Annotated in this window: 21 protein-coding genes; 12 read left to right on the plus strand and 9 right to left on the minus strand. The window is 51.8% G+C overall.

Annotated features, from left to right (window positions below; translation table 11 throughout):
* The first annotated feature begins 165 nt into the window (after window positions 1-165).
* Window positions 166-3054 carry an aminomethyl-transferring glycine dehydrogenase gene (gene gcvP, locus J0A68_RS20015; RefSeq protein WP_206580026.1) on the plus strand — a complete coding sequence of 963 codons (2889 nt, stop codon included), beginning with the start codon at window positions 166-168 and terminating at the stop codon, window positions 3052-3054.
* Window positions 3055-3106: 52 nt separating this feature from the next.
* On the opposite strand, the gene J0A68_RS20020 is transcribed toward gcvP, so the two are convergent.
* The 3 genes from J0A68_RS20020 to J0A68_RS20030 all read right to left on the minus strand — a co-directional run bounded on the left by J0A68_RS20020 (window position 3107) and on the right by J0A68_RS20030 (window position 5149).
* Window positions 3107-3406: a hypothetical protein gene (locus tag J0A68_RS20020; RefSeq protein ID WP_206580027.1), complete on the minus strand. Its 300-nt coding sequence runs from the start codon at window positions 3404-3406 to the stop codon at window positions 3107-3109.
* 82 nt (window positions 3407-3488) lie between these two features.
* On the minus strand, window positions 3489-4367 hold the full coding sequence (lipA, locus tag J0A68_RS20025) for a lipoyl synthase (RefSeq protein WP_206580028.1): 879 nt from the start codon (window positions 4365-4367) through the stop codon (window positions 3489-3491).
* 53 nt (window positions 4368-4420) lie between these two features.
* The gene (locus J0A68_RS20030; RefSeq protein WP_206580029.1) at window positions 4421-5149 is read right to left on the minus strand and encodes a hypothetical protein; all 729 of its coding nucleotides are present in this window, start codon (window positions 5147-5149) and stop codon (window positions 4421-4423) included.
* 70 nt (window positions 5150-5219) lie between these two features.
* On the opposite strand from J0A68_RS20030, the gene J0A68_RS20035 reads away from it, so the two are divergent.
* Window positions 5220-5624, plus strand: a complete 405-nt coding sequence (locus tag J0A68_RS20035) for an OsmC family protein (RefSeq protein WP_206580030.1) — start codon at window positions 5220-5222, stop codon at window positions 5622-5624.
* A gap of 52 nt (window positions 5625-5676) precedes the next feature.
* Window positions 5677-6585: an L-serine ammonia-lyase, iron-sulfur-dependent, subunit alpha gene (gene sdaAA, locus J0A68_RS20040; protein ID WP_206580031.1), complete on the plus strand. Its 909-nt coding sequence runs from the start codon at window positions 5677-5679 to the stop codon at window positions 6583-6585.
* Here the strand turns inward: sdaAA and J0A68_RS20045 are convergent.
* The 5 genes from J0A68_RS20045 to J0A68_RS20065 form a co-directional block, all read right to left on the minus strand.
* Window positions 6574-6987 carry a hypothetical protein gene (locus J0A68_RS20045; protein WP_317195136.1) on the minus strand — a complete coding sequence of 138 codons (414 nt, stop codon included), beginning with the start codon at window positions 6985-6987 and terminating at the stop codon, window positions 6574-6576. The genes sdaAA and J0A68_RS20045 overlap by 12 nt on opposite strands.
* 41 nt (window positions 6988-7028) lie before the next feature.
* Complete coding sequence (locus J0A68_RS20050; RefSeq protein WP_206580033.1) at window positions 7029-7970, minus strand: calcium/sodium antiporter; 942 nt, start codon at window positions 7968-7970, stop codon at window positions 7029-7031.
* A gap of 4 nt (window positions 7971-7974) precedes the next feature.
* On the minus strand, window positions 7975-8616 hold the full coding sequence (gene upp, locus J0A68_RS20055; protein ID WP_206580034.1) for a uracil phosphoribosyltransferase: 642 nt from the start codon (window positions 8614-8616) through the stop codon (window positions 7975-7977).
* A 55-nt stretch (window positions 8617-8671) separates the two neighbouring features.
* Window positions 8672-9964, minus strand: a complete 1293-nt coding sequence (locus J0A68_RS20060) for an OmpA family protein (protein WP_206580035.1) — start codon at window positions 9962-9964, stop codon at window positions 8672-8674.
* Window positions 9965-10093: 129 nt separating this feature from the next.
* Entirely contained in the window at window positions 10094-11371 is a 1278-nt protein-coding gene (locus tag J0A68_RS20065; RefSeq protein ID WP_206580036.1) for an OmpA family protein, read from the minus strand.
* 172 nt (window positions 11372-11543) lie between these two features.
* Between J0A68_RS20065 and J0A68_RS20070 the strand changes: the two genes are divergently transcribed.
* The 9 genes from J0A68_RS20070 (at window position 11544) to J0A68_RS20110 (ending at window position 19578) form a co-directional block, all read left to right on the plus strand.
* Window positions 11544-12452, plus strand: a complete 909-nt coding sequence (locus J0A68_RS20070) for an aminopeptidase (RefSeq protein ID WP_206580110.1) — start codon at window positions 11544-11546, stop codon at window positions 12450-12452.
* Between the two features lie 9 nt (window positions 12453-12461).
* On the plus strand, window positions 12462-13001 hold the full coding sequence (gene hpt, locus J0A68_RS20075) for a hypoxanthine phosphoribosyltransferase (RefSeq protein WP_206580037.1): 540 nt from the start codon (window positions 12462-12464) through the stop codon (window positions 12999-13001).
* Window positions 13002-13018: 17 nt separating this feature from the next.
* Entirely contained in the window at window positions 13019-13591 is a 573-nt protein-coding gene (locus J0A68_RS20080; protein ID WP_206580038.1) for an adenylate kinase, read from the plus strand.
* Between the two features lie 76 nt (window positions 13592-13667).
* Window positions 13668-14660: a GTPase ObgE gene (gene obgE, locus J0A68_RS20085; protein ID WP_206580039.1), complete on the plus strand. Its 993-nt coding sequence runs from the start codon at window positions 13668-13670 to the stop codon at window positions 14658-14660.
* Window positions 14661-14738: 78 nt separating this feature from the next.
* Window positions 14739-15296: a nucleotide exchange factor GrpE gene (locus tag J0A68_RS20090; RefSeq protein ID WP_206580040.1), complete on the plus strand. Its 558-nt coding sequence runs from the start codon at window positions 14739-14741 to the stop codon at window positions 15294-15296.
* Window positions 15297-15302: 6 nt separating this feature from the next.
* Complete coding sequence (gene dnaJ, locus J0A68_RS20095) at window positions 15303-16409, plus strand: molecular chaperone DnaJ (RefSeq protein WP_206580041.1); 1107 nt, start codon at window positions 15303-15305, stop codon at window positions 16407-16409.
* 80 nt (window positions 16410-16489) lie between these two features.
* Window positions 16490-17374: a toast rack family protein gene (locus J0A68_RS20100; RefSeq protein ID WP_206580042.1), complete on the plus strand. Its 885-nt coding sequence runs from the start codon at window positions 16490-16492 to the stop codon at window positions 17372-17374.
* 7 nt (window positions 17375-17381) lie between these two features.
* On the plus strand, window positions 17382-18275 hold the full coding sequence (locus J0A68_RS20105; RefSeq protein ID WP_206580043.1) for an ABC transporter ATP-binding protein: 894 nt from the start codon (window positions 17382-17384) through the stop codon (window positions 18273-18275).
* On the plus strand, window positions 18268-19578 hold the full coding sequence (locus tag J0A68_RS20110; RefSeq protein ID WP_206580044.1) for an ABC transporter permease: 1311 nt from the start codon (window positions 18268-18270) through the stop codon (window positions 19576-19578). The genes J0A68_RS20105 and J0A68_RS20110 overlap by 8 nt, the downstream gene beginning before the upstream one ends.
* Window positions 19579-19809: 231 nt before the next feature.
* Here J0A68_RS20110 and J0A68_RS20115 read toward each other — a convergent pair whose 3' ends face one another.
* Complete coding sequence (locus J0A68_RS20115; protein WP_206580045.1) at window positions 19810-20280, minus strand: Dps family protein; 471 nt, start codon at window positions 20278-20280, stop codon at window positions 19810-19812.
* Window positions 20281-20318: the final 38 nt, after the last annotated feature.

Here is a 20318-nt window from a genome sequence, read left to right on the forward strand (position 1 = left end):
GACAAATTTTTAAGCCCCCGAAAAACCGTTTATATAGAAGGCTAGTTTTTAAGGGGAAATTATTGGGGGCTGACAAAGTCTTTTCCTCTAAGAAATAGTACCTTTGCGGTCGAAAACCCGGGGTGCTACCCAACCCAAATAGGTCATACTACCCAAACGTACTTTATGAAGATCAATCTTTCCAATGCTGTCAAATTTGAGAGCAGACACAACGGCCCGACCGAAGGAGAAATCTCACAGATGCTGGAGAAAATCGGAGCCTCTTCCCTGGATGAACTCATCAACCAAACTGTGCCGGAATCGATCCGCTCCCCGCGTCCGTTGGATCTTCCAAAGGCGAAATTGGAGTCCGAGTTTTTGGCCGACTTCAAAAAGCTGGCTTCCAAAAACAAAGTGTTCAAATCCTTCATCGGCTTGGGCTACTATGACACCGTGGTGCCAGGCGTGGTGCTGAGAAACGTGCTGGAAAACCCAGGATGGTACACTGCCTACACTCCCTATCAGGCTGAGATCGCCCAGGGCCGACTGGAAGCGCTGATCAACTTCCAGACCGTGGTCATGGAGCTGACCGGCATGGACCTCGCCAATGCTTCTCTCCTCGACGAGGGAACTGCCGCGGCTGAGGCGATGACGATGCTCCACGCCGTAAAGCCAAGGGAAAAGAAGACCGCCAACAAGTTTTTTGTGGACGAAAAGGTATTCCCACAGACCAAGGCCATCTTGGTTACCCGTGCGGAGCCGGTCGGCATCGAGCTGGTCTTCGGGTCGCTTTCGAGCTTGGACCTCACCGATCCGGAGCTATACGGCTTGCTGATCCAATACCCCAATGCTGATGGCGCGGTGTCCGACTATTCTGCTTTGGTAGCTGCCGCAAAGGAAAACAAAGTCACCACGGCTTTTGCCGCTGATTTGTTGGCTTTGACCTTGCTGACCGCTCCGGGTGAAATGGGAGCAGATGTAGTCATCGGTTCTGCCCAGCGATTCGGCGTACCGATGGGCTATGGTGGACCCCACGCCGGATTTTTTGCCACCAAAGAAGAATACAAAAGACAGATCCCAGGCCGTATCATCGGCGTGTCTGTGGACAAAGCTGGCAACAAAGCCTATCGTATGGCGCTCCAGACCCGTGAGCAGCACATCAAGCGCGAAAAGGCGACCTCCAATATCTGTACTGCCCAGGTGCTCCTGAGCGTGATGGCCAGTTTCTACGCGGTCTATCACGGTCCCCAAGGCTTGAAAAACATCGCCCTGAGGGCGCACGGCTTGGCTAAACTGACGGCACAAGCCCTCAAGCAAGTAGGTCTCAACGTAGCCGATCAGGCATTCTTTGACACCATCCAGGTGAAGATGAGCGACGTGGCCAGAGAGCGGGTGAGGGGCTTGGCGCTGGGCGCAAAGATGAACTTCCGCTACGAGACTGACTCCGTATTCATCTCTTTTGACGAGACCAAGACGCTGGAAGATGTGAAGACCATCGTGAAGATCTTCGCAGCGGAAGAAGGCAAGCATACCCTGGATCTGAACGAACTGGTAGAAAACCTGCAGCTTGACTTTCCCGAAGGCCTGAAGCGCAAGTCCGATTACCTGACCCATCCGGTATTCAACAGCTACCATGCCGAGCATGAGATGCTGAGATACATCAAGCGACTGGAAAACAAGGACCTTTCCCTGGTTCACTCCATGATTTCCCTGGGTTCCTGCACCATGAAGCTCAATGCGACTGCGGAGATGATTCCTGTGACTTGGCCGGAATTTGGCCAGCTGCACCCTTTTGCGCCTATGGACCAGGCGCTGGGCTATCAGGAGCTTTTCACCAACCTGAGAACTTGGCTTTCCGAGATTACTGGTTTTGCCGATACCTCCCTTCAGCCTAACTCTGGCGCGCAGGGTGAGTACGCTGGTCTGATGGTGATCCGAGCCTACCACATGAGCCGAGGCGAAGGCCACAGAAATGTATCCCTCATCCCTACCTCTGCCCACGGCACCAACCCCGCGTCGGCCGTCATGGCAGGTATGAAGGTGGTCTTGGTGAAATGTGACGAAAAAGGAAATATCGATATCGAGGATTTGAGACAGCGGGCAGAAGAGCACGCAAGTGATCTCTCTTGCCTCATGGTCACCTATCCTTCTACCCACGGGGTGTTCGAGGAAGGGATTCGCGAGATCTGCGACATCATCCACCAAAATGGCGGCCAAGTCTATATGGACGGAGCCAACATGAACGCCCAAGTAGGACTGACCTCTCCGGGAGGCATCGGCGCCGATGTGTGCCACCTGAACCTGCATAAGACCTTCTGTATCCCCCACGGAGGTGGCGGGCCAGGCATGGGGCCAATCTGCGTAGCCAGCCATTTGGCGCCTTTCCTTCCTGGCAACCCACTGGTGAAAACCGGGGGTGAGCAGGCTGTGTCGGCGGTTTCTTCCGCTCCATACGGCAGCGCGAGCATTTTGCCGATCTCCTACGCCTACATCGCGATGATGGGCGGAGACGGACTGACCAACGCCACCAAGATGGCTATCCTCAACGCCAACTACATCAAGGAAAGACTTAGCGGACACTACCCAATTCTCTATACCGGCACCAAAGGCCGCGCGGCGCACGAGATGATCGTGGACTGCCGTGGCTTCAAGGAAGCTGGAGTGGAAGTGGAGGATATCGCGAAGCGTCTCATGGACTATGGTTTCCATGCACCGACCGTGTCCTTCCCGGTAGCGGGTACGCTGATGATCGAGCCGACTGAGTCTGAGACCAAAGCTGAACTGGATAAATTCTGTGACGCGCTGATTGCCATTCGCGAAGAGATCCGCGAGATCGAAAACGGTACCGCAGATCGCGAAAACAACGTGTTGAAAAATGCTCCGCACACTGCCACCATGGTCTTGACCGGGGAGTGGAATCAGCCTTACTCCAGAGAGAAGGCGGTGTATCCACTGGCTTATGTGAAGGAAAGCAAATTCTGGCCAACCGTACGCAGAATCGACTCTGCCTATGGGGACAGAAACCTGATGTGTAGCTGTATTCCTACTGAGGAATTTGCCAAGGAACTGGCTTAATTGAAAGTGAATAAAAAGTGAGAAAGGCTGCCCTCGGGTAGCCTTTCTTGTTTTAGTCAGCCGGAGCGTTGTTTGGTTCGGAGAGCTCGATTTCCAGCCCGCCAAATTTGCTCGCGACAAAATTGTAGATGAAGGCTCCCAGCGCTCCAAATACAAACCCGATCAAACCGTACAGGATTGGCGTGATGATCAGCATGGCTATGCCAAAGCCGCCTCCTGGCATGTCGTTGAATGTTGGAAGAAAACTGAACATCAGCGCATAAAGTATTCCGATAAAAACACCCAGGAAACCCAACGTGAGGCCATAGACTTTGGCGGCGGAACCTACTCCGATTCTTTTCACTACTTGCATAAAAAGTTTAGCTATTATTTTGAAAAATATAGGCATAAAAAAAGCTCGTTGCAAAACGGGCTTTTAAATTCTAAAGGTATTCTCAGACGTGAACGTGTCTCTCGGCGTGGTAGGAAGATCGTACCAAAGGCCCAGACTCCACGTACTTCAATCCTCTGGCCAATCCTTCTTCCCTGTAGTGCGCAAAAAGATCCGGATGGATAAATTCCGCCACCTCGATGTGCATTTTGGTTGGCTGGAGGTATTGTCCCAAAGTTAGGATGTCGCAGCCGTGGGCGGCGAGGTCATCCATGGCTTTGTAGACTTCTTCTTTGGTCTCACCGAGTCCGAGCATAATGCCGGTTTTGGTGCGCTTGCCATACTCTTTGGTCAGTTTGATCTGCTCCAGGGAGCGCTCGTATTTGGCTTGGGGTCTTACCCTGCGGTAGAGGCTACCCACGGTTTCCATATTATGGGAGACGACTTCCTGACCGCCCTCGATCATGCGATACAGGGCGTCCCAGTTGGACTTCACGTCCGGGATCAAGGTCTCGATGGTGGTTTCCGGAGAGCGTTCTTTGGTCTGTACCACGGTTTGGTACCAGATCTCGGCACCGCGGTCTTTGAGCTCGTCACGGTTGACGGAGGTGATCACGGCATGCTTTACGCCCATGAGCTGGATCGCTTCGGCGACCCTTCTAGGCTCGTCGGTGTCGTACTCTGGAGGCCTGCCCGTAGCCACTGCACAAAAGGAACAGGAGCGGGTGCAGACATTTCCCAAAATCATAAAGGTGGCCGTACCGGCTCCCCAGCACTCGCCCATGTTGGGGCAATTGCCGCTTTCGCAGATCGTGTGGAGCTTGTGCTCATCCACGAGTTTTCTGACTTTGGCGTATTCTTTTCCTACGGGCAGCTTCACGCGCAGCCAGTCTGGCTTTTTGCGACGGGTAGCTTCCTCGGATATTACGGGTAATTCAATCATCTCTTTCAGATTTGGTACAAAGGTAAACAGACCGTGCCAAAAGCCAATTCCATTTACTTACGGAAACCGTAAAAGAAGGTCATGTAGGCGGATTGGAAAATCTGGTTGTTTTCCGTCGTGGGGATCAGTGGGATTTCCTTGTTGTACCCCTCCAGCATGTATCCGACCTCTAAGCCTGTGGCGCTGCTTCTGAACACTCCAAACTCAAACATCAGCCCGGCTTTTAAAGTTGCACCGATGGCTACGTCAGATTGGCCAATGCCCTCAAAAAGTCTTCCTGTCCCCAGGATATTGTAAAAACTCTGATGCCTTTCAGGATCGTATTGCTCGGTGACAGTTTCCACACGGTTGACGGCATACTCGATGTAATAGGGCGCGATAATGCCGATCGTTGGGCCTACCGCCGCCAAGGCACTCACTTGTACGCCCTGGTTTGGGGCTTTTTTGAAGAGGACGATCTCACGGCCGTAGTGCGGGCGGATGGCGTAGAGATAGTTTGATTTTCCGAAAATGTAGCTGTTGCCCAAGACGGTGTTGTACCGGGATTCTTTGGGGTTCTTCACGTTGGACAGTTCCACTCCCCAAAAGGCAAATTGGGAATCGTCGATGCGCGTGCCGGCCTTGAATACAAATCCACCAATCAGTCCGCCGTTGGTGTTTTTGTTGATGCCAAACAGGTACTCTTTGTCGTATTCGTAATTTCCCACGTCTTCTCTTTGGGAAAATGCCTCCAGACTAAAAAGGAAGAAAAGCGCGGGAAGGATTATTTTCAGCTTGCTCATTCGAATTGGTCGAAAATATTGCTCTATTTTTGAATTTAAGTATTTAACTGAATATTAAAAGTAAGAGTTTATGCCCACTATAAAAAGTTCGTATCTGGGGAATTTGAGGACCCAGTCGGTGCACCTACAGTCCGGCACGGAATTGCTCACAGACGCTCCCGTAGACAACAACGGCAAAGGTGAAAAGTTTTCTCCGACTGATTTGGTGTCCAGCGCTTTGGGAAGCTGCATGGTGACCATCATGGGCATCGTGGCTGAAAGAAGCGGTGTTTCTTTGGAAGGCTTGAGCTGGGAGGTGACCAAGATCATGCAGGCTTCTCCCCGAAAGATCCAAGAGATCGTGGTGGACTTCCGTTGGGATAATCCCGTGGAGGATGGGGCGATGATCCAGAAGCTGAAAAATGCCGCATTGACCTGTCCTGTGGCGCTGAGCTTGGATCCGGCGATCAAGCAGACGGTGAATTTCGATTTCTGATCGGAACAAATTGCCCTGCGGGGCGCTTAAAAGTATATAAACCCAAGTATTCATGTGCTACCTTTTTGAGAGCTTCAAGGGCTGGAAGGACTATTGCGAAAGCCGCAACACGAGCCTCGTCCAGTCGGTCATCGAGTATGAAGTCGAGCAAAAGAACTCTTCCGAGGAAAAGATCTGGGCCGGACTGCAAAGCGCCTACACGGTGATGAAAGAAGCGGTCAAGACCGGTCTTGAAGAGGAAATGACTTCCCGCTCCGGGATGATAGACAATGGAGCAAAGAAAGTTTACAGGCATCCGCTGACAGTCCTTTCCCCCGAGTTTCAAAAGCTGATTTCCCGCGCCTTGGCTGCCAAAGAGGTCAATTCCTGCATGGGAAGGGTGGTGGCTGCGCCTACAGCTGGTGCCTCTGGTATTTTGCCCGGCACGATGGTGACGCTGCAGGAGATCCACCAGTTGACCGATTCTAGGATATTGGAAGGCCTGCTCGTGGGAGCGGGGATCGCGCTGATCATCGAGGAGAAAGCCAGCTTGGCGGGAGCTGTGGGAGGTTGCCAGGCGGAGACCGGATCCGCGGCTGCCATGGCCTCCGGGGCGATTGTGCATTGTCTAGGAGGATCTACGGATCAGGTGTTCAACGCAGTGGCGATTACCATCCAGTGTATGCTGGGCTTGGTATGTGATCCGGTGGCCGGTCTGGTGGAGGTTCCCTGCGTCGTCCGCAATGCCAGCGCGGCGGCCATCGCATTTAGTTCGGCTCAGATTGCGCTAGCCAACGTCAATGCGGTGATTCCCGTGGATGAGTGTGTGGAGGCAATGGGCGAAATCGGTGCCTCCATGGAGAGCCGATACAAAGAAACCGCCATGGGCGGGCTGGCCGCTACGCTCACGGGACAGGAGATCGCCAATCACGTGCTGATCCAGGATATCGAGATCCTCCCTGACGAAGATTCATCCGAGTAGTCGTCCGAAGAAGGGGATTTGAAGGATTTGGTCTATGGTGAGGCCAAAAAAAGATGACCAGAGCAATGCGCTCCAAAACATGTGGAAATAGATTTTCCGTTTTTTGGTGCCGAAGGAAACCAAGATCAACGTACCTCCTATTGGCGTAAGCACCAGCGGGCTGATCAGCGCAATTCCCACTTCCCCGTACTTTGTCCATATTTTGACGATGGATCGGTTTTTCTTGGAGAAGACTGGGCTTTTCTTTTTTACCCGCAATTCGAGGATTTTTTTGAAACGGCTGCCTACTAGCGTGAAGACAAATACGCTGGTCATCATGCCGGAGACGGTCACCAGGATGATTTCCCAAATACTATAGCCAGCCGCATTGCCCAGCAGAGGCCCGGCAATGAACTTGAACATGCTCAAGAAGTAAATCCCTAAAAAGGTAATCAATGATTCGCTCATAGGAGGACGACCAAATAGGCGATGTAGGCAAGGAGAAGGACCGAGCCTTCTATCTTGGATATACGCATTTTGGTTCTCATTAGGGGGAAAAGCAGCAGGGAAATTCCGATCATCCAGAGATAGTCTGACTGGACAAATTCGGAGGCTACGGAGATAGGTTTGACGATTGCGGTCAGGCCGATGATCGACAGCACGTTCATGATGTTGCTACCCAGGATATTTCCCAAGGCCAGGTCTGTACGCTTCGATAGCGCAGCAATGATCGAGGTGATCAGCTCGGGAAGACTGGTGCCTATCGCGACGATCGTGACCCCGATGATCCGCTCGGACACGCCGAATTCCCGGGAGATGAGCACGGCGTTGTTTACCAGCAGTTCAGAACCAAAGTACAAGCCTACGATGCCTCCGGCAAAGAGTGCGATCGACGCAGGCCAAGCATAGTCACGGACTTCCTCGATTTCCTCTTCCACGGCCTTTTCGTCCTGTTGGATTCCCTTTCCAAGATTTCTGAAGAGGTATGCGTTGAAGGTGATGAAGCCTATGAACAAGAGGATTCCCTCCATTCGCGACACGGTCAGGTCGAAGCTCAGGGCGTAAAAGACCACCGTGACCAGAAGCATCAAGACATATTCAAAGCGAACATGGCTCTTTCGGATCATTATCGGATAAAATATTCCGCTGATGCCCAACACCAGGCCGATGTTGGCAATATTGGAACCGACGACATTTCCGATGGAGATATCACTGTTGCCCTTGATGGCGGCGGTGAGGCTGACCAAAAGCTCGGGCGCTGAGGTGCCGAAAGCTACGACAGTCAGTCCGATCAGACCCGTGCTCATACCCAGTTTGAGCGCTATGGAGGAGGCACCATCCACCAGGATTTTGCCGCCAAACAATAGAACGATCAGGCCCAGGGCCAACAAAAAGTAAGCTGTCATTTGGTCAAAGTTTTTCTCCGAAAGCCAGATCACCGGCATCGCCCAGCCCGGGCACTATGTAGGACTGCGCGTCTAGAGACTGATCGATTGCCCCTACCCAAAGTTGGAGGGGGACGGTGATGTTTTTGCGCAGGTATTCTATTCCTTCCGGTGAGGCGATTGCTGCCGCGATATGGATGATTTTGGGAGTGCCGTGCGAGAGTATGGTGTCTACTGTGCGGACAAAGGACTTGCCCGTGGCGAGCATGGGGTCGGCGAGGATCACGGTCTTGTCGGTCAGATCGGGACTGGCGTGGTAGCCTAGATTGATCTTTATTTCACCTTCGCCCTCTTCACGGAAGGCTCCGATGAAGCCGCTTTCCGCCTTGTCAAAGAAATTCAGGAATCCATTGTAAAAAGGCAATGAAGCGCGTAGGACAGCGATCAGCACCGGGTTGACGGCAGGTAGCCTTACCTCCGCTCGAGCCAATGGAGTATCGACGGTTTTTTGGGTGTAGGGAAAAGTCTTGGAGATCTCATAGGCTAGGATTTCGCCGATGCGCTCAAGGTTTTTTCGGAACCGCAACCGGTCTCCCTGGACGGTGACATCCCGGAGTTCAGCTATAAATTGGCTCCCTACCGTATCGTTTTCTGTCAAGACAAACATGCAGCAAGTATAAAGAAAAAGCCCGGCCGTTTAAAGCCGGGCTGGAAAATTGACCCTATTTGACCTCGAAGCTGGCCCTTCGAGCCATTTGTCTGGCGTCCGAGGAAGACTTGTCCAAGCTGGTATCCTCGCCATAGCCTTTGTAGCTGAGCCTTTCCGCCTCTACTCCAGCTGCGATAAGCAGGTCATAGACTGCTCTGGCTCGTCTTTCTGAAAGCTTCTGGTTGTAGTTTTCCTCTCCAAGTTCATCTGCGAAGCCCTTCACCTCTAGTTTTACTCCTGGATTTTTCTGGAGATAATTGGCTACAAATGCCGCTGAGGAAGTGGAGTAGGCCAGAGGCTTGTCGCTATCAAATCCGAAATAGACGTTGACGTAGCCTTCGTCTATGGCTTTCCTAAGATAGTCCAGCGGCTCTTTGATTTCCTCGACTGGACAGCCTCCTGTAGCACTCGGGCCGGGGAGGAAAGGGCATTTGTCGAGATGGTCGGGAGTGCCATCGCCATCCGAGTCGAGTGTAACCCCACTAGGGTTTACACGGGCGGCGGCTTGAGTGTTGGGTTCCTTGTCCAAATAGTCTGGTACTCCGTCCCCGTCAGAGTCTTTCAGCATGTCCTTGATCCCTTGGATCGATTCGGCCAGTTCCGCCTTAGTCGCATACTTCTCTGTGGCGATATACCAGTCCGCATGTTGGATGGCTTTGCCTAAGTAAAAGTTCAGCCCGATAGTTCCGGTCCACCAGGTTCCGGTAGCATGTACGAAGGGGATCTCTGGCACTTCCGGCCTGCCTTGTTGATTGAATTCGTTGCCGTCGAAGGTGAACCTTTGTCTTCCGTTGACGATTGCTGTGACAGTCCCTTGAAGACTCACTCTGTCTGAAAGCAGATAAAGCAACTTCATGGAAGTGTTGAACGAATAGACGTAGTCTGGCTTATAATAGGAGATGATTCGAGTGTCCTGCTTGAGGGCTCCCACTCCAAATCCCAAGTCTGACAGCACTGTGAATTTCTTTGTAAAAGATTCAAAAGACAGCACTCTTCCGATATTCATTACACCTCTGATACTGCCACTGACATACTGGGTCGAGAATTCAGGACTTTCTCCTTTTACCTCTGAAAAGCTGCCGAAACCAAAGTTGCCGCTGAATCCAAATTTTTCATTGAACATGTAGCGTCCGCCTAAGTCCGCGTGCCCTAGGTTAAGAGTGGGGGATAGGTAGTCCGGGGTCAATGGTCCCATGGGTTTGTTGAAGCCTCCGTTTAGCTCCAAGGACCATTTGTTGAATTCTCCTTGGGCAAAGGTCGCCAAGGCGCTGCCGGAAAGGAGTAGGGACAGTATCAGTTTTTTCATAGGAGTATTTTGGGTGAGGTGGGGTTGGTAAGCCAAAGGTAAAAATCATGCCAATACCTTCGACATCAGTGCGCAACAAAAAAAAGCCCGACCAAGTGGTCGGGCTTTCTACTTATATCGTCGGATCGATTACTTGATCTCGAAGCTAGCTCTTCTTGCCATTTGGCGAGCGTCAGCTGAAGCCTTGTCTACGGAAGTGTCTTCGCCGTATCCTTTGTAAGAAAGTCTAGAACCGTCAACTCCAGATGCGATAAGCAGGTCGTAAACAGCCTTTGCTCTTCTTTCAGACAACTTCATGTTGTAGTCTTCAGGACCCAATTCGTCAGCGTAGCCTTTCACTTCCACTTTCACGCCTGGATTTCTCTTCATGAAATTAGACACATACTGAGCAGCGCTTACTGAGTAACCCAGTGGCTTGGAGCTGTCAAACGCATAGTAAACGTTCACATAGCCATCGTTGATTGCCTTCTTCATGTAGTCGATTTCCTCACGGATCTCTTCTACAGGGCATCCGCCTGTGGATGCTGGGCCAGGAAGGAATGGACACTTGTCAACGTGGTCAGGAGTACCGTCACCGTCAGAGTCAAGGGTCATACCGGAAGAGTTAACTCTTGCTCCAGCTGGAGTATTTGGCTCTTTGTCCAAGTAGTCAGGTACACCGTCGCCGTCGGAATCCTTCAGCATGTCTTTGATACCGTTGATTTGGGTAGCAAGTTCTTCTTTGGTAGCGTACTTGTCAGCAGCGATGAACCAGTCAGCATGCTGCTCAGCTTTACCCAAGTAGAAGTTCAAACCGATGGTTCCAGTCCACCAAGTACCGTTGGCACCGTAGAAACCGTTGTCGATCTCTGGGCGGATAGCAGTCGCACCGTCGAAAGTGACAGTCTGGCGACCGTTAAGGATGGTTGAGATGTCAGCAACCAAAGCCACTCTTTCGCTCAGCTTCACCTGAGGGGTCACGCCGAAGATGAAAGTGTAGACGTTGTCGTCAAAATCGTTGAAAGTATTCTCTTGAGGGCTAACCTTTCCAATACCTGCACCACCGTGCAAAAGCAAACCGAAAGTTCTGGTGAAAGACTCGAAGTTCATCACGCGGCCGATGTTGGCCACACCCTGAAGGTTAAGTCTGTTGTACTTGGTGTCAAAGGAAGGACTTTCTCCATCCACTTCTTTGAAAGATCCCAATCCGTAGTCCAGCTTCAGGCCAAATTTCTCATTGAACATGTAGCGCACACCGAAATCCACGTGGCCCAAGTTCAAAGTTGGAGAAAGATAGCCTCCTGTCATTGGAGCCATCGGTTTGTTGAAACCACCAGTAGCCTCAAGAGACCACTTGTTGAATTCCTGAGCATTGGCCGTCAAAGCCAAGGCGCCAGCCATAAGAGATGAGAGTATAAATTTTTTCATGACAAAAAATTTTTGTTCAAATTTTAAGTGATTGATGGATGTGATTACAAATTTATAAACTTTTAATTGATTGCAAATCTAGATGTTTTATTTAAATCCCAATCTAGGGATCAAAATTTATCCCGACATTTTAAATTTCCAACAAGATATTTACAACACAATCAATGCCAAAATGAAATTTTTGTTTGAGTTACTGTCTAAACAAAGTGTCTCCGGAGATGAGTCCGATATGGCCCAGTACATTTTTGACTATGTTCAGAAACGGGCTTTCTCTTGGAAGGTTCAGCCCGAAGTGTTTTTTGGCGAGGATTTTCACGACTGTGTGCTGCTGAAGTTTGGGACGCCCACAACTGCCGTATTTGCCCATATTGACACGATAGGGTTCATGGCTAGGTATCAAAATCAGCTCATACCGGTGGGCGGACCGGAGATAATAGAAGGGACAAGGCTGGTGGGCAAGGATCGAAAAGGAGAAATTTCCTGCAAGATCGTCGGGGGTGAGGATGGCTGTTTTCACGACTTTCCGAGAGGCATTGACCGGGGTACTAGACTCTCGTTTGAACAAAATATCCGGGTGGATGAGGATTATATTCAGGCAGCTTATCTTGATAATAGACTCGGCGTGTATAATGCACTAAAGTTATGTGAAAGTCTTGAAAATGGGTGGGTTGTGTTTTCTACATACGAGGAACATGGAGGGGGTAGCATGCCTTTTTTACTAAGTTTTATTCAAAACAAAGCTCCTGTACGTCAGGCGTTAATATCTGATATTACTTGGATCACGGAAGGGGTAGAGCACCACAAAGGGGTGGTCGTTTCGATCCGGGACAAGTTCATCCCGAGGCGTCGCTTCATCGACCGTTTGGTGGCTTTGGCAGAGGAGAGCGGTGTTCCTTTCCAGCTCGAGGTGGAGGCTTTCGGCGGCAGCGATGGGCGGGAGGTCCAGTTTTCCCCTTACCTTATCGACTGGTGTTTTATAGGTGCTGCGGAGGATGAAGTGCACACCCCAAATGAGAAAGTTTCTCTGTTCGACTTGGACTGCATGCTCAAAATGTATCGATTCCTCATGGAGAAGCTTTAATTTCAGCGCATGAAAAAGGTGGTAGTCAAAGATCTTTCTTTTGAAATACTCATCCCGGGTGAGGAGATTAAGGCCCGTTTGGCCGAAATAGGCAGGGAAGTATCGGCCCGTTTTGAAGGCGAAGAGCTGGTCTTGCTTGGCGTGCTCAATGGGTCTTTTATTGTGTTGGCCGATTTGGCGAGGGAGATCGATCTTCCGCTAAGTGTGGAATTTCTGAGGATTTCTTCCTACACGGGCACTAGCACTACAGGCGAGGTGAAGTCCCTGCTGGGCCTGACAGGGGAGCTTGAGGACAAGCACGTGCTGATCGTGGAGGACATCGTGGATACCGGCATCAGCATGAAATACCTCCTTTCGGAGCTCTCCAAGCACAAGCCCAAGAGCCTTCAGATAGCGACACTGCTCTTTAAAAAGGAGGCCTTCCGCTTTAATTATGCCTTGGATTATGTGGGATTTGAAATTCCCAATAAATTTGTCGTCGGCTACGGCCTGGATTATGACGGCTTTGGGCGCAACCTGCCCGACCTTTATCAATTGAGTAAAACGTAAATAAAACGAATTCTGGAATGCTGAATATAGTACTGTTTGGTCCTCCGGGTGCGGGTAAAGGCACCCAAAGTGAAAAGCTTATCGAAAAATACGGGCTCACCCACCTTTCTACGGGAGACCTGTTCAGGAAACACCTCGGAGAAGGAACGGAGCTGGGCAAGCTGGCCCGCAAATACATGGACGAAGGCCACCTAGTGCCCGACGAGGTCGTGATCAGCATGGTGGAGGACAAAATCTCCAGCACCCAGGGCAGCAAGGGCTTTATCTTCGACGGCTTTCCTCGCACTACCGCCCAAGCGGAGGCACTGGACCAAATGCTCTCCGGCAATGCCATGAAGATCGACGGCATGATCGCACTGGACGTGCCTCAGGACGTTTTGAAGGACAGAATCAAAGAAAGGGGCAAGACCTCTGGCCGGGCGGATGACCAAGATGAAGACAAGATCAACACCCGCATCAAGGTCTATCTGGACGAGACGCTGCCTGTCGCCAAGTACTACGAAAACCAAGGCAAATACAAGAGTATCAACGGTGTCGGTGCCATCGATGAGATCTTTGGGGCGATTTCGGAAGTGATGGATAGCTACTGATTCACTTCAAATCGCTAATTTTGCAAAACCAAGATCTGGCTAAGCTTCTGGGCTTAGCCTTTTTCTTTCATACAAAATGGCGGATTCCAACTTCATCGACTACGTAAAATTCTGCTCCCGCTCGGGTGCCGGAGGGGCAGGCTCCGTGCACTTCAGACGCGAGAAGCACGTGCCCAAAGGCGGCCCAGACGGAGGGGATGGCGGCCGCGGTGGCCATATCATCCTTCGCGGAAACTCCCAGCACTGGACGCTCCTACACCTTAAATATAAGAAGCACGTAATCGCCGACGCCGGCAAGGGCGGAGAGGGCGGCCGCCGGACTGGGGCCGACGGCAAAGACGTCATCCTGGAGGTGCCACTGGGCACGGTGGCAAAGGATGCCGAGACCGGAGAGAAGCGCTTTGAGATCACCGAGGACGGGCAGGAAGTCATCCTGACTCCCGGAGGTCGCGGAGGCCTAGGCAATGATCACTTCAAGACTGCCACCAACCAAGCACCGCATTTTGCGCAGCCGGGCGAGGCAGGGATCGAGGAGTGGATCATCTTGGAGCTAAAGCTTTTGGCTGACGTAGGTTTGGTCGGCTTTCCCAATGCAGGAAAGTCCACCCTGCTGTCTTCCATCTCTGCAGCCAAGCCGGAAATCGGCGACTATCCCTTCACGACGCTCGTACCCAACCTGGGGGTGGTCGGCTATCGGGACGACAAGTCTTTCGTCATGGCTGATATCCCGGGCATCATCGAGGGAGCCGCAGAGGGCAAGGGACTAGGGATTCGCTTCCTGAGGCACATCGAGCGAAACTCCATCCTGCTTTTCATGATCCCGGCGGATGCGCCGAGCATCGAGGAGCAGTATCGCATTTTGCTTGGAGAGCTGGAAAAATACAACCCGGAACTTTTGGACAAAAAACGCATCCTGGCCATCTCCAAAGCTGACATGCTCGACGCCGATCTGATGAAAGAAATGGAGCAGGAAGTGCCCAAGGACGTGCCTTACGTGTTCATCTCATCGGTGAGCCAATTCAATCTGGACAAGCTCAAAGACCTCATCTGGCAGGCCATCCATTCCTGACAAATGCCACTTTGTCAGAAAAAGGGGACTGGCAAAGTCATTGATGTTTCCCCCAAAACCAGCTATTGCCTAATTTCTATGAAAAATAAAGAACAAGTGGATCAAGAACTAAACAAGGAATCCGAAGAGCAGCTTTTGGAAGAAACGCCTCAAAACGAGACGGAAATGCCAACAGAAACGGAAAGCCAAGAGAACAAGCTTGAGGCGGAAGTGGCCGAGCTCAAGGAGAAATACCTCCGGCTGTATTCAGACTTCGAAAATTTCAGAAAAAGGACAGCAAAAGAACGGGTGGACCTCATCACCACTGCTTCTGAGGATGTCCTGAAGGACTTGATTCCGGTAGTGGACGATTTTGAAAGAGCCCTGAAAGCGTCAGAAACCGAGTCCGACCCCGTGAAAATCAGAGAAGGCAACCAGCTTATCTTCCACAAGTTGGTTAGGATTCTGGAGACAAAAGGGCTCAAGGTAATGGCGGACTTGACTGGCAAGCCCTTTAACCCCGACACCCAGGAGGCCATCACGCAGATCCCAGCTCCCTCGGAAGAGCTGAAGGGAGCCGTGGTGGATGTGATCGAGAAAGGCTACACCCTGGGCGACAAGGTGGTGAGATATGCCAAAGTTGTAACCGGAGCATAAACTACCATGGCAAAAAGAGACTATTACGAAGTACTGGGCGTCTCCAAATCTGCGAGCGCAGACGAGATAAAGAAGGCCTACCGAAAGCTGGCTATCCAATACCATCCTGACAAAAATCCAGACAATCCGGAAGCGGAGGATAAATTCAAGGAAGCGGCGGAAGCCTACGAAGTACTCAGCAATGCGGAGAAAAAGGCCCGTTATGACCAGTTTGGTCATCAGGGCTTGGGCGGAAACGGCGGTTTTGGCGGAGGCGGCATGAACATGGAGGACATCTTCTCCCAGTTTGGCGACATCTTTGGCGGAGGCGGTTTCGGCTCTTTCTTTGGCGGCGGAGGCGGTGGTCGACGTACCAAAAAGGGCACTAACCTGCGCGTGAAGCTCAAGCTCAACCTGCAGGAGATCGCCAACGGTGTAGAGAAAAAGATCAAAGTGAAGCGCCACGTGGTGGCGGCAGGTGTGACTTTCAAATCCTGCGGAGCCTGCCAAGGCAGCGGCCAGGTAAAAAAGGTGGTCAACACGATGCTGGGCCAGATGGTGTCCGCCAGCACCTGCGCCGTCTGCGGAGGCAGCGGGCAGATCGTGGACAAGAAGCCTGCAGAGGCGGATTCCCGAGGGCTGGTGGTGAAGGAGGAAGTGATCTCCATCAACATCCCAGGTGGCGTGGGCGAAGGCATGCAGCTGAGCATGTCAGGCAAGGGCAACGAAATCCCGGGAGGGATCGCCGGTGACTTGCTGATCGTCATCGAGGAGGCAGAGGACGCAGTACTCCAGCGCGAAGGCAACAACGTCATCTATGACCTCTATGTGTCTTTCATCGATGCGGCTTTGGGGGCTTCGATAGAGGTGCCTACCATCGATGGCAAGGTGAAGATCAAGATCGACCCAGGGACGCAAAGCGGCAAAATGCTCCGCCTCAAAGGCAAAGGAATCAAGGATATCAACGGCTACAGCCGGGGAGACCAGCTGATCATGGTCAATGTCTGGACACCTACCGAGCTCTCTAGGGATGAGAAAAATATGCTGGAGTCCCTACGGACTTCGGACAATTTCAAGCCCGATCCGGGCAAGCAGGACAAGTCCTTCTTTGACAAGATGAAGGAGTTTTTCTAAAAAACTGAAAGCCGGAAGCGATTCCGGCTTTTTTTATATTTTTAAAAAACCTTTTCAAAGTCACCTCGTAACCTATCCGTATGCTAAAAAAACTGTGTCTGCTCATAACATGGATCGTGGTGCAGGCAATACCCGCTCAGGCGCAGTTTGTAAAAGAGTATAAGGTCACCGAGAGAAAAGGCTATGAGCTGGTCTACCTCAACTTCTCTTCTTACAAAAGCCTTACCCAGCTCAAAAGGGTCATTTCCTCAGATCCGATCTACATCCATGGACACCTGCTAAAGTCCAACATCCTGCCGGATTTCAGGTATTCCGTCCACGACAATATGCTCGATGCCAAGCTCGTCCACAAGAATGTGGAGTCCGACAATCTCGGCAAGAGCATCACTTCCAAGCTTTTCTCGGACAACTCCGACTTTGACCATTCCTGGGATCTGGGTTTGGCTTCCAATTTCCTTTACCACTTGGACTTCAACTTGGGCGTGGGCCGCTCAGACTTTGACCTCGCGCAGATCCCCGTCTCCCAGCTCAAGGTAAAAAGTGCCAGTGCCGACGTGAAAATCCACTACGGCTCCGCCATTCCCAACCAGGTCGAAATGGACACCCTGCTCGTCACCCTAAACATGGGCGTGGTGGAGATCCAAAATGCCAACTTTACCAATTCCCGAAAGATGATCGTGGAGGTCAACTACGGGAAGATCGACCTAAACTACAGCGACGGGCTGGCCAGCTCATGCCAAGTGATTGCCGCGGTCAGCGGAGGCAGTATCTACCTCAAGCTCCCCCCGGACTCCAACCCCGTCAAGATCCGGATGAAAACCACCCCCATGTGTCGTACCGTTTTTCCGAAATACCTCAAGGCCATAGACAAGGAAACCTATGTGACCAAAGGCTTCAAGGCATCCGATCCCCGGCTGCTGGAGTTGATCCTGGACGTGGGGGTCGGGTCGATTACCATCGAATAGACTACAGATGCTTCAGATTGCTCAGTTAAACAAATCCTACGAAAACCACCAGGCCCTGACGGAAGTCGATCTTTTTGTTCCCAAAGGCGTGGTTTTTGGACTTTTGGGGCCCAACGGCGCGGGAAAGACTACCCTGATCCGCATCGTAAACCAGATCATCGAGCAGGACAGCGGCTCGGTGGAGCTGGATGGCAAAGTGCTTTCTCCCGACGATATCCGCAAGATCGGCTACCTGCCCGAAGAGCGGGGGCTGTATAAAAAAATGAAGGTCTGGGACCAGTTGGTGTATTTCTCCCGGCTCAAGGGACTCAGTGAAAGCGAGGCCAAAATCCAGATCAAACACTGGCTGGAAAAACTGGACATCGCCACCTGGAAGGACAAGAAGATCGAAGACCTCTCCAAGGGCATGGCCCAAAAGGTCCAGTTTATCTCCACGATCGTGCATCGCCCCTCGCTTCTGATCTTGGACGAGCCCTTTTCCGGCTTTGATCCCGTCAATGCCGAAATCATCAAAAACGAAATATTGGAGCTGAAAGCGAAAGGCACTACCGTCATCCTGAGCACCCATCGCATGGAGTCGGTCGAGCTGCTCTGCGATCAGGTAGCCATGATCAACAAGTCCCGTAAGATCCTCGACGGGACGATCCGGGAGGTCAAGCGCAGCTTTCGACCCGAGGTCTTCCAGGTCGGCATCGCCAATCCCACCCAAGACCTGCCCAAGGAGTGGGTGCCGAAGTTTTCGGGGGATGCATGGGAATTTACCCTTCCGCTCTCCGGAAAGGCCCCAAACCAGCTTCTGTCCGAGCTGATGGAATACGGGGACGTGGTCCTTTTTCGGGAGCAGATCCCCAGCATGGAGGAGATTTTTATTCATCAGGTAAAAGCGTCAGCACATGAGTAAGGTTTTACTGGTCATCCAGCGGGAGTATTTGGCCCGGGTCAAAAAGAAGTCCTTTTTGATCGCGACGATTTTGACCCCCCTGATATTCCCGGCGATCATGGGGGTGTTTGTGTGGATTGCCGTCCAGGAGAAGGACAGCCAGTCCCTCCGCATCATCGAGGTGCTGGACGAGACGGACTTGTTTTTCATGGAGAGCTCGGAGCAATATGCCTTTACCTCCTCCGTGGAGGAGGTCGAGGAGGGCAAAAAAATGGTGCAAGACGGCGAGCGCTATGGCTTTTTGCACATCCCCAAACTCGACCTGAAGAGCCCAGAGGGCATTCAGTTTTATGGAGTGGAAAATCCCAGCCCCTCGCTGATGGGCTACCTGGAAGGGGCCCTCAAGCGGAAGATCGAAGACCAAAAACTCTACGCTCAGGGGATAGACCCGAAAGTTTTGAAAGAGCTCCGTACCGACGTCTCCGTCCAATCGATCACTTTGGGAGAGCAGGGCGAGGAGAAGATCAACAACGCCAACGTCAACTATGCCATCGGATTTTTGTCCGGCATCTTGATCTACATCTTCATCTTCGTCTATGGCAACCAGATCATGCAGGGGGTGATCGAAGAGAAGTCTACCCGCATCGTGGAGATCCTCGTGTCTTCGCTCAAGCCCTTTCAGCTGATGATGGGCAAGATCATGGGCATCGGGGCCGTGGGTCTGACGCAGTTTCTGATCTGGGTGGTGTTGATCGGCACACTTTCGACGGTCGTGATGGGTGTCTTGGGCATGCAGATGCCCCAGCAGCAGGCCATGGAGCTAGCCAATCCGGAGTTTGCCCAGGCGACGCCGGATTCCGGAGAGGTGACCGAAATCCTCCAGGTCATCAGCGGGATTGACTTTGTCACGCTGGTACTCTGTTTTATCGTGTATTTTCTGGGAGGATACCTGCTCTATGGAGCGCTCTTCGCCGCGATCGGTTCGGCGGTGGACGCGCCGGCGGATGCGCAGCAGTTTATGTTTCCTATCACCATCCCCTTGATCGTGGCATATATGGGGCTTTTTGTCTTTATCCTACAGGATCCGACGAGCACGACTTCCTTTTGGCTGTCGGTCGTACCGCTGACCTCGCCTATCGCGATGATGGGTCGGATCAGCTACGGGGTTCCATTTTGGGAGTTGGCCCTGTCGATGGGCTTGTTGGTCGCTGGTTTTTTGTCCACGACTTGGCTGGCGGGAAAAATCTACCGCATCGGCATCCTCATGCACGGCACCAAGCCTACCTACAAGATCCTTTGGAAATGGATCAAAGCCAGCCAATGAGTGCTTTGACTACCCAGGGACAATAAAAAAAGAAATCCCGGCCTCGAGGCCGGGATTTTTCGATAGGATTATCCGCTTTTATGCCAGTAGGCAGCCACGACAATCCGAAAGAACACTAAAATTGGGGCTTTGCCCTACTTCGGTCTTCGGTCTTCCAGCCTGCCTGAGCAGACAGGCCCTATTAGAGGAGCAAATTCGCTTACTGACAAGATTGCGGATAATCATGTTTTCTTATTTCAGGTAGGCGGATAGCATCCAGACTACTTTTTCTTTTTCGGTGATGAAGTCGCTCATGAGCGACACGGTGCCTTCGTCGGCGGCCTCACCGGCGGCTTCGAGGGTTTTGCGCTCTAGGCTCAGCAGGCTGTTCTGGTTGTTGCGGACGATCTCCACCATCTTCAGCGATTCTTTCACTTCCTTGGCTTCCTTGATTTCGGCCTTGTCGATGTATTCGGCGTAGGAGGAGAGGGGTCTTCCGCCCAGGGTCAGGATACGCTCGGCGATTTCGTCCACGGCCAGGTTGGCGGAGGTGTAGAGCTCTTCAAACTTCGCGTGAAGCTCAAAGAAATTGGCTCCGGTCACATTCCAGTGGAAGTTTCTCAGGTTTTGATAGTAGATCTGGTAGTTGGCCAGAAGTTCGTTGAGTTGGTCTGCCAGGGATTTGGAATCTTTGATTTCTAGTCCGATGTCGTTTGTTTTCATATTTTTCTTTGTTTATTCCGGTTTGATTTAGGCATAAA

The organism is Algoriphagus oliviformis (genome assembly GCF_017254915.1).
Lineage (GTDB): Bacteria > Bacteroidota > Bacteroidia > Cytophagales > Cyclobacteriaceae > Algoriphagus > Algoriphagus oliviformis.

What these genes read in the sequence shown, in the direction of transcription:
- J0A68_RS20060 (WP_206580035.1), bottom strand. Translation starts at nt 9,964, where the DNA reads ATGAAAAAACTGATACTGTCCCTACTCCTTTCCGGCAGCGCCTTGGCG.
- hpt (WP_206580037.1), top strand. Translation starts at nt 12,462, where the DNA reads ATGAAAAAGGTGGTAGTCAAAGATCTTTCTTTTGAAATACTCATCCCG.
- sdaAA (WP_206580031.1), top strand. Translation starts at nt 5,677, where the DNA reads ATGTGCTACCTTTTTGAGAGCTTCAAGGGCTGGAAGGACTATTGCGAA.
- J0A68_RS20050 (WP_206580033.1), bottom strand. Translation starts at nt 7,970, where the DNA reads ATGACAGCTTACTTTTTGTTGGCCCTGGGCCTGATCGTTCTATTGTTT.
- obgE (WP_206580039.1), top strand. Translation starts at nt 13,668, where the DNA reads ATGGCGGATTCCAACTTCATCGACTACGTAAAATTCTGCTCCCGCTCG.
- J0A68_RS20065 (WP_206580036.1), bottom strand. Translation starts at nt 11,371, where the DNA reads ATGAAAAAATTTATACTCTCATCTCTTATGGCTGGCGCCTTGGCTTTG.
- J0A68_RS20105 (WP_206580043.1), top strand. Translation starts at nt 17,382, where the DNA reads ATGCTTCAGATTGCTCAGTTAAACAAATCCTACGAAAACCACCAGGCC.
- J0A68_RS20115 (WP_206580045.1), bottom strand. Translation starts at nt 20,280, where the DNA reads ATGAAAACAAACGACATCGGACTAGAAATCAAAGATTCCAAATCCCTG.
- J0A68_RS20080 (WP_206580038.1), top strand. Translation starts at nt 13,019, where the DNA reads ATGCTGAATATAGTACTGTTTGGTCCTCCGGGTGCGGGTAAAGGCACC.
- J0A68_RS20090 (WP_206580040.1), top strand. Translation starts at nt 14,739, where the DNA reads ATGAAAAATAAAGAACAAGTGGATCAAGAACTAAACAAGGAATCCGAA.
- dnaJ (WP_206580041.1), top strand. Translation starts at nt 15,303, where the DNA reads ATGGCAAAAAGAGACTATTACGAAGTACTGGGCGTCTCCAAATCTGCG.
- J0A68_RS20030 (WP_206580029.1), bottom strand. Translation starts at nt 5,149, where the DNA reads ATGAGCAAGCTGAAAATAATCCTTCCCGCGCTTTTCTTCCTTTTTAGT.
- J0A68_RS20100 (WP_206580042.1), top strand. Translation starts at nt 16,490, where the DNA reads ATGCTAAAAAAACTGTGTCTGCTCATAACATGGATCGTGGTGCAGGCA.
- J0A68_RS20020 (WP_206580027.1), bottom strand. Translation starts at nt 3,406, where the DNA reads ATGCAAGTAGTGAAAAGAATCGGAGTAGGTTCCGCCGCCAAAGTCTAT.
- J0A68_RS20070 (WP_206580110.1), top strand. Translation starts at nt 11,544, where the DNA reads ATGAAATTTTTGTTTGAGTTACTGTCTAAACAAAGTGTCTCCGGAGAT.
- gcvP (WP_206580026.1), top strand. Translation starts at nt 166, where the DNA reads ATGAAGATCAATCTTTCCAATGCTGTCAAATTTGAGAGCAGACACAAC.
- J0A68_RS20035 (WP_206580030.1), top strand. Translation starts at nt 5,220, where the DNA reads ATGCCCACTATAAAAAGTTCGTATCTGGGGAATTTGAGGACCCAGTCG.
- lipA (WP_206580028.1), bottom strand. Translation starts at nt 4,367, where the DNA reads ATGATTGAATTACCCGTAATATCCGAGGAAGCTACCCGTCGCAAAAAG.
- J0A68_RS20045 (WP_317195136.1), bottom strand. Translation starts at nt 6,987, where the DNA reads ATGTTCAAGTTCATTGCCGGGCCTCTGCTGGGCAATGCGGCTGGCTAT.
- upp (WP_206580034.1), bottom strand. Translation starts at nt 8,616, where the DNA reads ATGTTTGTCTTGACAGAAAACGATACGGTAGGGAGCCAATTTATAGCT.
- J0A68_RS20110 (WP_206580044.1), top strand. Translation starts at nt 18,268, where the DNA reads ATGAGTAAGGTTTTACTGGTCATCCAGCGGGAGTATTTGGCCCGGGTC.